Origin of the sequence: Tenacibaculum sp. TC6 (genome assembly GCF_050606265.1) — a bacterium.
Classification (GTDB): domain Bacteria; phylum Bacteroidota; class Bacteroidia; order Flavobacteriales; family Flavobacteriaceae; genus Polaribacter.
This window is the reverse complement of record NZ_JBOCUK010000038.1, coordinates 15,694-28,523: the sequence shown is the minus strand read 5'-3', so window position 1 is coordinate 28,523 and position 12,830 is coordinate 15,694. Positions and strand designations below refer to the sequence as shown.

Annotated in this window: 14 protein-coding genes; 8 read left to right on the top strand and 6 right to left on the bottom strand. The window is 31.3% G+C overall.

Annotation, left to right across the window (positions count from 1 at the left end):
- Positions 1–224: 224 nt before the first annotated feature.
- A complete protein-coding gene (locus ACQY1Q_RS15340) occupies positions 225–1,400 on the bottom strand; it encodes a GlmU family protein (protein WP_431006208.1) in 1,176 nt (391 codons plus the stop codon).
- Positions 1,401–1,500: 100 nt separating this feature from the next.
- Here ACQY1Q_RS15340 and ACQY1Q_RS15335 point away from each other — a divergent pair, with 100 nt between their 5' ends.
- The 6 genes from ACQY1Q_RS15335 (at position 1,501) to ACQY1Q_RS15310 (ending at position 5,630) form a co-directional block, all read left to right on the top strand.
- Positions 1,501–1,890: a 6-phosphogluconate dehydrogenase gene (locus tag ACQY1Q_RS15335; RefSeq protein ID WP_431006207.1), complete on the top strand. Its 390-nt coding sequence runs from the start codon at positions 1,501–1,503 to the stop codon at positions 1,888–1,890.
- Positions 1,880–2,425 carry an acyl-CoA thioesterase gene (locus ACQY1Q_RS15330; protein WP_431006206.1) on the top strand — a complete coding sequence of 182 codons (546 nt, stop codon included), beginning with the start codon at positions 1,880–1,882 and terminating at the stop codon, positions 2,423–2,425. The genes ACQY1Q_RS15335 and ACQY1Q_RS15330 overlap by 11 nt, the downstream gene beginning before the upstream one ends.
- Positions 2,426–2,428: 3 nt before the next feature.
- A complete protein-coding gene (locus ACQY1Q_RS15325) occupies positions 2,429–3,118 on the top strand; it encodes a cyclase family protein (protein ID WP_431006205.1) in 690 nt (229 codons plus the stop codon).
- Positions 3,119–3,342: 224 nt separating this feature from the next.
- Entirely contained in the window at positions 3,343–4,167 is an 825-nt protein-coding gene (locus tag ACQY1Q_RS15320) for an ion transporter (protein WP_431006209.1), read from the top strand.
- Positions 4,167–5,069 (top strand): tRNA (adenosine(37)-N6)-dimethylallyltransferase MiaA, encoded by a 903-nt coding sequence (gene miaA / locus ACQY1Q_RS15315; RefSeq protein WP_431006204.1) that lies wholly within the window; start codon positions 4,167–4,169, stop codon positions 5,067–5,069. The genes ACQY1Q_RS15320 and miaA overlap by 1 nt, the downstream gene beginning before the upstream one ends.
- Before the next feature lie 57 nt (positions 5,070–5,126).
- Complete coding sequence (locus tag ACQY1Q_RS15310; protein ID WP_431006203.1) at positions 5,127–5,630, top strand: OmpH family outer membrane protein; 504 nt, start codon at positions 5,127–5,129, stop codon at positions 5,628–5,630.
- Between the two features lie 68 nt (positions 5,631–5,698).
- Here ACQY1Q_RS15310 and ACQY1Q_RS15305 read toward each other — a convergent pair whose 3' ends face one another.
- On the bottom strand, positions 5,699–6,667 hold the full coding sequence (locus ACQY1Q_RS15305) for a hypothetical protein (RefSeq protein WP_431006202.1): 969 nt from the start codon (positions 6,665–6,667) through the stop codon (positions 5,699–5,701).
- Between the two features lie 111 nt (positions 6,668–6,778).
- On the opposite strand from ACQY1Q_RS15305, the gene ACQY1Q_RS15300 reads away from it, so the two are divergent.
- Positions 6,779–7,594: a DUF1853 family protein gene (locus tag ACQY1Q_RS15300; protein ID WP_431006201.1), complete on the top strand. Its 816-nt coding sequence runs from the start codon at positions 6,779–6,781 to the stop codon at positions 7,592–7,594.
- Here ACQY1Q_RS15300 and ACQY1Q_RS15295 read toward each other — a convergent pair.
- Positions 7,569–8,492 (bottom strand): EamA family transporter, encoded by a 924-nt coding sequence (locus ACQY1Q_RS15295; protein WP_431006200.1) that lies wholly within the window; start codon positions 8,490–8,492, stop codon positions 7,569–7,571. The genes ACQY1Q_RS15300 and ACQY1Q_RS15295 overlap by 26 nt on opposite strands.
- A 147-nt stretch (positions 8,493–8,639) precedes the next feature.
- Positions 8,640–9,131: an inner membrane protein YiaA gene (gene yiaA / locus ACQY1Q_RS15290; RefSeq protein ID WP_431006199.1), complete on the bottom strand. Its 492-nt coding sequence runs from the start codon at positions 9,129–9,131 to the stop codon at positions 8,640–8,642.
- A 150-nt stretch (positions 9,132–9,281) separates the two neighbouring features.
- On the opposite strand from yiaA, the gene ACQY1Q_RS15285 reads away from it, so the two are divergent.
- Positions 9,282–10,796, top strand: coding sequence for a hypothetical protein (locus ACQY1Q_RS15285; protein ID WP_431006198.1), 1,515 nt, complete (start codon positions 9,282–9,284; stop codon positions 10,794–10,796).
- Positions 10,797–11,047: 251 nt separating this feature from the next.
- On the opposite strand, the gene ACQY1Q_RS15280 is transcribed toward ACQY1Q_RS15285, so the two are convergent.
- The gene (locus tag ACQY1Q_RS15280; protein ID WP_431006197.1) at positions 11,048–11,722 is read right to left on the bottom strand and encodes a type 1 glutamine amidotransferase domain-containing protein; all 675 of its coding nucleotides are present in this window, start codon (positions 11,720–11,722) and stop codon (positions 11,048–11,050) included.
- A gap of 532 nt (positions 11,723–12,254) precedes the next feature.
- Positions 12,255–12,824 carry a Crp/Fnr family transcriptional regulator gene (locus tag ACQY1Q_RS15275; protein WP_431006196.1) on the bottom strand — a complete coding sequence of 190 codons (570 nt, stop codon included), beginning with the start codon at positions 12,822–12,824 and terminating at the stop codon, positions 12,255–12,257.
- Positions 12,825–12,830: the final 6 nt, after the last annotated feature.

The following is a 12,830-nucleotide window of genomic DNA, read 5'->3' as shown; positions in this document are numbered from 1 at the left end:
TGTGCGCTTTTTCTTGTGTGGACTCGTATTCATAAAATAAGTCTAATTTGTGTCAACTTATTTTAGGACGGGACATATAAAAATATAAAAGAGTTGCCTTTGGGTAACTCTTTTTTAGCTTTACTATAAATGAAATACTATAAAATAGGTTGGAAAGGTGAATTAAAAGAACATCAAACATATATAATATTGTAAGCTTCCCCTAATTAGAACTACATAAATTTTTAATAATTTCTATATTTCTGTGTTTCCGTAAAAACGTGGTCTAAAATTTTTTTCTCAACTTCATCAAATTCGATTCCTCTTCTTTTCATTACTACTTCTGCTACCTCAAAAACCTTATCGGTTTTATATTCTGTAAAACCGGAAGCTCCTCCCCAACTGAATGAAGGAATAAAGTTTCTTGGAAACCCGCTTCCAAAAATATTAGCAGAAACTCCTACCACCGTTCCGGTATTAAACATGGTATTAATTCCACATTTAGAATGATCTCCCATCATTAATCCACAAAACTGCAGACCTGTTTTAGCAAATCTACCCGTTTCATAATTCCATAATCTAACTTCTGCATAATTATTCTTTAAATTAGAATTATTGGTATCTGCTCCTAAGTTACACCATTCACCCAATACAGAGTTTCCTAAATACCCTTCATGTCCTTTATTAGTATATCCAAACAAAACAGCATTATTAACCTCTCCTCCTACTTTACAATGCGGACCTAAAGTAGTTGCTCCATAAATTTTTGCTCCCATTTTTAACGCAGACTCTTCACACATTGCTAAAGGTCCTCTTACTAAACAACCTTCCATAATCAATGCATTTTTTCCTATATAAATTGGTCCTGTTGAAGCGTTTAATGTAGCAAAAGTAATGGTAGCTCCTTCTTCAATAAAAATATCATCTCTATTAATACAATTAACAGTATCTGGTATAGGCTGCGATTTTCTTCCTTCTGTTATTAATTCAAAATCGACCTTGATTGCTTTATCATTTAATGAAAAAATGTCCCATGTATTCTTTATCTGAATTAATTCTTCAACAAACTCTATTTGTTCATATTGAGAAAAATCAACTTCTTCCTGAGTATCTGTTGTGTAAAAAGCGATTACATCTTCCTCTTTAAATATGGCTTGATTAGGTTCTAAGTTTTTTACCATTTCAACCAATGTTTTACTAGGTAAAAAAGAAGCATTCAATAATACGTTTACTTCCATTTCAACCATCGGATATTTTTCTTCTAAATATTCTTCAGTAATTGTTGTAGTAGTAACTCCTAAAAACTTCTCCCACTTTTCACGAATGGTTAAAATTCCTATTCTTATATCTGCAACCGGTTTGGTGTAAGTAAATGGTAATAAAGCATTTCTAACATCACCATCAAATAAAATGTAATTCATTTTTCTATTTTTTTGAAGCAAGACAAACTTACCAATTTCAATTCATTTTACAAGTCAAAATTTTAACCTTACTTTTGTTTATAGAAAATATACTTATTTTATGAAAAAAATATTAGCTTTAATTCTGGTTATCATCGCTTTAATAGCCGGCTTATATTATGCTTTTATCTATTTTATTCCTTATAGTGAAGGGGTTCGCTCCGGTGAACTTATAAAAATCAGTCATAAAGGAGTTATGATAAAAACATGGGAAGGAGAAATAAGTCAAGGTATTTCAGGAGCTCAAATCTTTTCTTTTTCAGTAGAAGATAAAGAAAAAAAAGTAATTGAAGACTTGCAAAAATATCAAGGCAGATATGTAAAAGTGTATTACAAGGAGCGTTTTGGAACTTTTTTCTGGTTAGGAGACACTAAATATTTTATCACAAAGGTAGAAGAAGAACAATCACCACATTTTCGAGGAATAACTAATGATACAAATGAAGAATGATTTTAAAAATGTAGAAAACACTCGTATTTCTATTTCGGAATTAATGCTTCCTTCTCATGCTAATTTTAGCGGTAAAATTCATGGAGGATATATTTTAAATTTAATGGATCAGATTGCTTTTGCCTGTGCTTCTAAACATTCCGGTGCATATTGCGTTACCGCTTCTGTAGATACCGTAGATTTTTTAAATCCTATTGAGGTTGGCGAGTTAGTTACCCTAAAAGCCTCTATAAATTATACCGGGAAAACGTCAATGGTTGTTGGTATTCGCGTAGAGTCTCAAAATATTCAAACAGGAACTATAAACCATTGTAATTCTTCATACTTTACCATGGTTGCCAGAGATGAACATGGTAAAGGCGTTATTGTTCCGGGGATTATTGTTAGCAACCAAATTGAAATGAGACGATTTTTAAAAGCTGTAAAACGCATAGAAATGAAAAAGAATCGTCAAGATGAATTTGACAGCGATGAATTTATACCTCACAACTACATTAAAGATTTAGAGAATTATAACGTTAAAATTGAGTTATAAATAATGCCTGAAATTATTGATTTAAGTCAGGAAATTTACGAGGGAATGCCTGTTTATAAAAGTTTACCTCAAGTAAAAATGTCTATCCATAATACACATGAAGAATGGGACGGTATTGAAAATCCAACAACGACAACTCCAAGTGTATACAAATTAGAATTAGGAGAACATACCGGAACACACGTTGATGCTTTAAACCATATGGCAGCAAAACATAAAGGTAAATCAATTGACACCATGCCTTTATCTATGTTTTATACGGAAGGTATTTGTTTAGATTTTTCTCATAAAAAACTTCAAGAACTTATTACTTCTGAAGAAATTAAAAATGCTTTACAAAAAGAAAAGTTAACGATAAAAGAAGGAGATACTGTTCTATTATATACGAATCATTATCGTAAACATTTCGATACCGAAAACTGGGGAAAAGGCCCTGGTATTACAGCCGAATGTGCTACTTGGCTTGGTTTACAAAAAATAGCTACTTTTGGTGTTGAAACCATGTCGCCCGGAGTTCCCAATGTTTCTAATAAAGAAGTACATCATATTTGTGGTGACTTAGGATTTACACATTATGAAAATATGATTAACCTTCATCAACTCATCGGAAGAGGCCGCTTTCGTTTTATAGCGCTTCCTTTAAAAATAAGAGGAGGCACAGGTTCTCCTGTTAGAGCTGTTGCTGTTTTTTAATCTGCTTTTCTTCTCTCCGCGTATAGATTTGGTAAGCATGATTCAAAAACATATTTTTGTATCTCAATTTTTAACAAAAACATTTTGACCCCCTCATAGGGGATATGGTAATATAAGCTAACCACCTCCGCAAAAGGTAATGAATAAAGCAGTCTGTAGTCGGTTTTACGATTTTTTTATCAAGTGCTACGAAATACTAAAAACTAAATGTTTAACCTAAAATTATTCGTTTGAAAGAGCAGGAAAAAAACTGGAAAGATAAACTACATGAAATAATTTACGAGGCTGATACTCGTGAAGGAAAGCTTTTTGATATTATTTTATTAATAGCTATTCTCTCTTCAGTACTTTTTGTAATGCTTGAAAGTGTTGATGAAATTCAGACCAAATACGGTGCTATTTTAAATATTGGAGAATGGATTTTAACTGTACTTTTTTCCATTGAATATATTTTAAGAATTGTATCTATAAATAAACCGGCAAGGTATATATTTAGCTTTTATGGTATTATTGATTTTTTCTCTACTATTCCTAAGTATTTATCTATTTTTTTCATCGGTACACATAGTTTACTTGCTCTAAGAGCTTTACGTTTACTAAGGGTATTTAGAATTTTAAAGTTAGCACGTTTTATAGGTGAGTCTAATAACTTTATTAAAGCCTTAAAAGCCAGTAGAGCTAAAATTGCCGTTTTTTTATTTTTTGTACTCATTTTATGTGTCATATTAGGTACTATTATGTATTTAATTGAAGGGGGAGATAATGGCTTCACCAGTATTCCCAGAAGCGTTTATTGGGCGATTGTAACACTAACTACCGTGGGTTATGGTGATATTGCTCCACAAACTCCTTTTGGCCAATTAATAGCGAGTATAATTATGATATTAGGTTACGGAATTATAGCAGTTCCTACCGGAATTGTATCTTCTGAAATGACTAGAATACATGATTTACATTTAAATACTCAATCGTGTCCTAACTGTTCTTATGAAGGTCATGATGACGATGCCATATATTGCAATCATTGCGGAAGTAAATTACACGATTAATGACAAATACGCTTATTACCATTGTAGGACCTACAGCTATTGGAAAAACCGCTTTAGGAATAAAACTTGCTCAGCATTTCGGATGTGATATTCTTTCATGCGATTCCAGACAATTTTACAAAGAAATGTCTATAGGAACTGCGGTACCTAATAAAGAAGAACTGGAGGCTGCTACACATCATTTTATACAAAACAGAAGTATTTTTGATGACTACAATGTAGGGCAGTTTGAACGTGATGCTTTGGCTACATTAGATGAACTTTTTAAGAAAAACCCAATCCAAATTATGGTAGGCGGAAGTGGTTTATATGTAGATGCCGTGTTAAACGGATTAGATGATTTTCCGGATGTTGATCCTTCTATTCGTAGTAACTTAACTGCTTTATTGGCTTCTGACGGAATAGAAACTCTTCAAAAAAAGTTAGCTTCATTAGATATTGAAGCCTATAATACCATTGCTATTGATAATCCGCATCGTTTAATCAGAGCCTTAGAAATTTGTATAGGTACCGGAAAAACGTATTCCTCTTTTAAAAATAAACCCAAAGCAGCTCGTAACTTTAACAGTATTAAAATAGGTTTAACTGCCGATAGAGAACTTATGTATAATCGTATTAACAAACGAGTTGATATTATGATGGATAACGGCTTGCTTACTGAAGCCAAAGAAATGTATCCCCATAAAAGTTTAAATGCCTTACAAACTGTTGGCTACCGTGAACTGTTTGACTATTTCGATGGTCATTTCACCTTAGATTTTGCTATTGAAGAAATCAAGAAAAATACCCGACGTTTTGCAAAACGACAAGGTACTTGGTTTAGAAAAGACACATCAATTATATGGTTTGATTTTCAAGAAAACACTCAGCATATAATAGCGACTATTGAAGCTAAACTTTAACGCTTTTTTAGACACCCAAGATATCCACTTTTATATATTTGTTAAAAATTAAAAAACATGAAATCAAACCTTATCCTTTTTATTACTTTATTATTCACTTCTTTAACTTTTGCTCAAACTAAAACCGGAACTATTGATACCGATTATATTATTGGTAAAATGCCGGAAATGAAAGAGGTTTTAGTTAGAATTAGTAATTATGCAAAACAACTAGATTCTTCTTTTCAAATAAAAGCGAAAGAGTATAATGACAAGATTGAAGCCTTTAAAAAAGTTGAGAAAACTTTAGTTGGTGACGACAGAAACACCAAAATTCAGGAAATAGCTGTTATTGAACAAGATATGGGTAAGTTTCGTAAAAATGGATCTACTTTAATTCAATTAAGAAGAGATGAATACATGAAACCTTTATACAAAAAACTTAATGATGCTGTAAAAGAGATAGCTACTACAAACGGTTATACACAAATTCTAACTACTGGTGGTAACCAGTTTGCGTATATAGACGAACGTTTTGATATTACAAAACAGGTATTAGCTAAATTAGGAATACAAGAATAAAAACAAAAGTTTCCATCCATATAAAAAATACACAAGAATTATCTTGTGTATTTTTTTTTTGATATATTTTAAATTACAAAATGTGCAATCCAATTACAATACACTCTATAATTATAATTAGGTTGTTGGTAATGGCGCACTTCTGAATAGAAATTACCTGAAATTTCTAACGTATAATTCATATTACCCGCTACAGAATTTGCATTAGTATTAACTATTAAGTTTCTGTTATCTTCCTGAGAAACTATACTTCTGTTTAACACTTGTTCTCCAACACTATTTTTTAGCTTTATACTCAAATTTCTAATTTCTTTATATACATTTTCACCTGCCGGTTTCCAAGTTCTACCGTGTAACCATTCATATTTTGCTCTTACACCGTAATCAATTGCAGCAGTAACATATCCAATTCCAATAGGTATGTAGTACACATTCAAATAAGCTTCATTTACAAACTTCATTCTTCCTCCTGTATTAGTGGTAAATTCTTTTTGATACCTGGCATCCAACCAATTACGTTGCTGATTTGTATTCTCTTGTTTTAAAGGGATGATTTTTCTTTCTATTTTATAGATTTTCAACTCTTTACTCTCTTCTGTAACCTCTCCTCTTTTAATCTGGGCAAACAACTCTTCGTTTTGATTTTTAACAATGTATTGTGTCCAATCTTTAATAAAAATAAGCTCACTTCCTATTTGAATTTCTCTGTTTTTATTGTATAAATCCAAAATAAAGTCTGCATATTCATTCTCATCTCCGGAAACTACCTCTCTTAAAGGTGCAAATTTCTTAGCAGAAAGAGTAAGTGCTAACTCTTTTAATAAGTTTTTATCTTCTATAAACTTACTATACTGTTTACCATCTTTAAAAACTAACCTTTCATTCTGTACCGTAGGCATGTTTTGTTCTTGCTGTTTCTCAATCATTCCTATTTCTTCTTCCTGATTGTTAGAACAAGAAAATAGCATAATACTTAAGAGTAATACACTTGTTGATCTTAAAAATTTCTTTGTTTTCTTCATACGTGATTTTTTCATGTTTTTGTTTTTTATTTATATTTTATTTACAAAGCAAAACTATGATTTATACAAGTAAATAAGCTCACCCTTTATGGGTGATTTTACACTATATTTTCTTAATTTTAATCAATGTTTTATAATAAAAAAGAACTACAACTTCAATATGAAGGTTTTATAAAGACTCCCTTTTTATGGCATGGTATAGGACTGTTTGATTTAGTTCAATTTGAACATAATAATCAAGCAGCAATTTCTTATCAAGATAATATACCTGAAAAGCTTAGATTAGGAAAACAGGTAGAGCGCTTTGTTTCGTTTGAATTACAACACACAGAGCATATAAAGTTGCTTGCTGAAAATATTCAAATTCAACAAGAAAAAATGACCCTTGGAGAATTGGATTGTCTTCTTTTAGAAAACAATATTCCGGTTCATTTAGAAATTATATATAAGTTTTATCTGTACGATCCTTCAATTACCACTTCTGAAATAAATAAATGGATTGGTCCTAACCGAAGAGATTCACTCACACAAAAACTTACCAAGTTAACCGAAAAGCAACTTCCTTTATTATATTCTAATGAATGTAAAATATATTTAGAAACAATAGGGTTCTCTTCTGAAACTATGGTACAAAAAGTATATTTTAAAGCGCAATTGTTTGTGCCGTTGCATAGCATTCAAAAAGAATACCCTTACCTTAACAACCAATGTATTTTAGGATATTACTGTACTAAAAATGAGCTATCTCAATTTTCGAACGCAAAATTTTACATTCCTTCAAAACATAACTGGTTGGTTCTTCCGCATGCTCATGTTTCTTGGCTCAACTACACTTCTTTTTTAGAAAAAGTATCCTGTTATTTACAGGAAGAAAATGCACCTCTATGCTGGGTTAAAAAACCAAATGGTGAGTTTCTTAAACTTTTTGTGGTTTGGTGGTAATCTTAAGTTTTGACTGCCTTTTTCTTGAATTAATAAAATACACTCCGGTTAGCAAAACTACTGAGGCAATAATTGATTGTGTACTTAATCTTTCATCTAAAAAATACCATCCTAAAAACAAAGCAATTACTGGGTTTACATAAGCAGAGGTAGATACTTTTTCTGCCGAGATATTTTTTAATAAGAAATTAAATGCTGTAAAGGCTACAATACTTCCAAATAGAATGAGTAATACCATAGACAGTTGTACATCAAAAGACCAACTTGATGGTAAGCTCCAAGGTTCATTTAAAATTAAGCTAACGGTAAATAATAAAATTCCGGCGATGAGCATTTGGTAACCTGTACTCACAAAAAAGTTTTTAGGTAAATCTGCCTTGGCTACAAATACGCTTCCGTAACTCCAGCTTAACACACAACTAAAAATCATCATTATTCCCAGTACGGTATCTTCTGAAGTAGCTATTTCTTTTTGGCTTACCAATAAATACATCCCCAATACACCCAAACACACTCCAATAATAGATCTTCCTTGCATTTTTTTACCGTCTATTAAACGCATTAATAACAATACAAACAAGGGTTGTGTAGAACCTAATAAAGCACCAAAACCACTATCTATATATTTTAATGCCCATACAAAAACACCGTTTCCATATACTAAAAACAGAAACCCTGCAATGGTAGAATTTATTAACTGACTCTTTGAAATACCTAATGGTTTTTTCATGGCTTTTGCTAATAACATAATTAAAATACCTGCCGTGGTAAATCGGGTAGCTGCTAACAACATTGGCGAGATTTCAGAAACTGCAATTTTGTTCCATAAATAGGTTGATCCCCAAATAACATAAATAGAGAAAAATGCTAAAACAATGAGTATGGTAGATTTTTTCATGTGCCCTTCTTATAAAGAAGTAAAAATACGACAAAGTTCTTATTATCTATACTTTTGAAATACGCAAAAAAATCACTTAAAAAATTGAATTCTTAAGTGATTTTACTTGTTAGGTTATCATTTAAAACTGTAACATTCTAATACATACTATTCCTCCTCTCCTTTCTCTTCATTTCTATTGATATATTCAATATCTCGGGTATTTTTTTGTACAGAAATAGCTGCATAAATACTCAATGCAAATGACATTCCGTAAAACCCTTTTTCACTCAGCAATAAATCGGCGTTCCATAAACCTACTACCAACAATACTATAGATGCTATCGTGGTAAACCAACTAATACTATAATAGATTTCCGTTACTTGAATACCTTCTAGCCTATCTCTAATTGATTTTTGAACTGAGATTACTGAAAACAATGCAAACAATAGTACTGTAAAATAATACCCTTTTTCGTTTAATTGCATTTCTACATTCCATAAACCTATACAATAAGAAGTAATTCCTATTAACAATGCTGCCCATGAAGCGCCTACATAAGCAGAAGTTGGTTTTTGATCATATACTTTTAATACTTTCTTTCTTTCCTTTTTAGTTTTTTGGTGCTGATCTGCTGACCATTCTGTTTGAGTATTCATAACTTTTGGTTTTTAATTATACTCCAAAGGTGCTGTATATTGATATCATACTAAAAACAATATCACTAAAAATCTAACGATATATTTTACACAAAAAAATTAAAAATACTTATATTTACACCTCTAATCTAGTTTTTATCTAACGATTAAATGAAGCAACTACGTCAAATTATTTCTTCATTTTCTGAGGAACAGCAGCAAGGTTTTCTTTTGTTTTTAGAAAAAAGGAATAAAAGAACCGATACTAAAAACATCTTATTATTTAAATTAGCTCAAAAAGGAGAAACCTCAACCGAACAAATTTGTTATGAATTATACGGAGCTCATAAACGAGAAGCTTTTTATACACTAAAACAACGTTTATACGATTCTTTAATCGATTTTATTGCCCATACCAAAATTCAAGGCGAGAACTCTGTAGACATGCTTTTAATTAAGTATATCTTGGCTGCCAGAGATTTTTTATTTCATCAAAACTATAAAGCTGCTTTTAAAATTTTAGACAAAGCAGAAATTATAGCAAAAGAGCATCAATTATTTCCTATACTTAATGAAATTTATCATACCAAAATACAGTATGCGCATACCTATACGGCTATTGATTTTAATGAAGTAATATATTCGTTTAAAGAAAATCAGAAACACCTGTTTTTAGAAGAAGAACTCAATATTGTTTATGCAAAAGTAAGGCAAACACTTAAAACAAATCAGAACAAACATAGAATAGACTTTCAGTCGCTTATTGATACACTTTTTGAAGAACATCATATTAATTTAGCACAAGATTTGTCTTTTAAATCACTATACCAGCTTATTGCTATTCTTAATATTTCTGCCTTTATCCATAATGATTATGTAAAAACGGAACAATTCCTTATCAATACCTATCAAATTTTAAAAGATAAAAAGGGCAAAGAAAAGCAGGTATTTTACCATATTCGTGTTTTATACTTAATTGCGAATACTTTATTAAGAAATAAAAAATTTAAGGAATCGCTGGAATACTTGGAAATTATGCATGCTTACATGCTCCTAAATAAAGGGAAATACTATCATAGCTTTTATATAAACTATGCCCTGTTGGTTGCCTTAAACAACAATTACTCCAACCAACAAACTAAAGCTATTCAGTTATTAGAAACTGTCCTTAAAAAGAAACACTCTGATGTAAAAGCTCTTTTAGAAATCCAATTGAGTTTGGTAACTTTCTACTTTCAAACTAATGAGTTTAAAAAAGCGCTCCATCTATGCGCAAAACTTCATCATTCTGACCAGTGGTATATTGATAAAATGGGCATTGAGTGGACTGTTAAAAAGAATTTAATTGAAATTCTGCTACACTTAGAACTTCAAAATATAGATCTATTTGAATCGAGATTGTTAAGTTTTAAACGAAAATATGTTCAGTTCCTACAGGAAATTAATCAAGAACGAGTAATCGTTTTTCTGAAACTAGTTGAGCAATATTATAAAAATCCGTCTTTGGTAACTACTTCATCGTTTTTTAATCAGGTAGAAAACTCTTTTGAATTTGTTGGCGCCAAACAGGAAGATATTTTTGTAATGAGTTTTTATGCTTGGTTAAAAAGCAAAATGATACAACGCCCTATTTATGACGTTACCTTAGCATTGATAGAAGAAGTACAGCTTCAACATACAAACTAGCGTTTGCTATGATGTATAACAAACGCTGGTTTAATTTTATCATCTTTCTTTTTCCATCGATGAAAAAGAAACAAAAAATCTAGTCTTAACCAGTCTGTACTCAAAAATAATCATCCTCGAACCTAAATTAAAATAACTCGCTATCACTCAAACAGATTTTAATTTTTAACGGTTCTTGCGGTGTTATTTTTGGCTTGTCTGCTTATGACTGCTCCTTACTATTACTTAAAATCCCTCTCATTAGGGCTTACTTACAGCTTTGCAAATAATTTTTCTGCTACCAATTCTGAAGAAGCCGGGTTTTGTCCTGTAATTAAATTTCCATCTTCTACTACATACTCTTGCCAATCTCCTGCTTTACTATAGATTCCTCCGTTATTTTTTAGTTCATCTTCTACTAAAAAAGGTACAATAGCCGTTAATTGTACTGCATCTTCCTCAGTATTTGAAAAACCCGTAACCTTCTTTCCTTTTACTAAAGGCTCTCCGTTACTCTTAGCATCTTTTAATACGATAGGTGCGTGACACACTGCTCCTACCGGTTTATGATTAGCATAAAAAGCTTCTATTAAAGCTACCGAATCTTTATTTTCTGATAAGTCCCATAAAGGTCCGTGACCACCGGGATAGAAAATAGCATCGTAATCTGCCTCTTTAACATCACTTAATAGTAATGTATTGGCTAGGGCAGTTTGTAACTCTTTATCTTCATTAAAACGATGTGTTGCCGGTGTTTGAAAATCCGGCTCGTTACTTTTCGGGTCTATAGGTGGTTGTCCGCCCTTTGGAGAAGCTAAAGTTACCTCAACGCCTTTATCTTTTAAAAAATAGTAAGGGGCAGCAAACTCTTCAATCCAAAATCCTGTTTTATGTCCTGTAGTACCTAATTCATCGTGACTTGTTAGTACAAATATTACTTTTTTCATCTGTTTGTTTTTAATATAGGTCAAAATTACCGGATGAACTTTATATAAAAATTGATGTATGGTAATAAAGGAACATTAGTGTTATTAATGAGTTTGACCTTAAAATTGATGAGGAGTCATACTTCCTGCCTAATTAATGGAAATGACACCCCATATAAGTACACAGAACTATTTATCCTTAGCTACATAGATTTTACAAAGAAAATTCTTTTTCTAAACCATTTTTCTTTTTCCATTGATGAAAAAGAAACAAAAAATCTAGTCTTAACCACCCTACGCTCAAAAATAATCATCCTCGAACCTAAATTAAAATAACTCGCTGTCGCTCAAACAGATTTTAATTTTAACGGTTCTTGCGGTGTTATTTTTGGCTTGTCTGCTTATGACAGAAATTAGAATAAGATATTCTCTATACATCTGTTTGAGGTTAACGTCAATTCTCACCAGATATCCACTTCACTATTACTCGAAGCAACAAAATCTAACTCCTATTTCTTTTAAAACAAAGTAAGTTACGTTATACTATTGGGGTTTACCAAGTTTCTTTTCTGATTCTGCTTAAACTTTCTGTGGTAATTCCTAAATACGACGCCAAATGGTAGTTTTTTATTTGCTGCTCTATATTAGGATAGGTTTGTAAAAATAGTTGATATCGCTCTTTTGCAGATAAGGCTAAATTATTTAGAATTCTTTTTTGAAATCGTACCGTAGAACGTTCTAACTTTTTTCTAAAAAAGTGTTCTATTTTAGGTACTTTTTCATAGATGTTATCTAACTCTTTTTTAGCTACTTTTAATACGGTTGCTTCTGTAATGCATTCAATGGTTAATACCGATTCTGATTCTGAAAAATATCCTATATAATCACTAATCCACCAATCTTGTATAGCAAACTGTATGGTATGTTCTTTTCCTTTTGCATCCATAAAATACGTTCGTATGCAACCTTTTAACACGTAATATTGATACAACACTTTTTCATTGGTGTGTAAAATAACTTCCCCTTTTTTATAGGTAACTTCAGTAAATAGTTGCTCTGTCAGTTCTTTTTCTTCAGCAGTTAGTTGAAGGTCTTTAAAAATAGTACTGATATACTCAGTCATCATCAT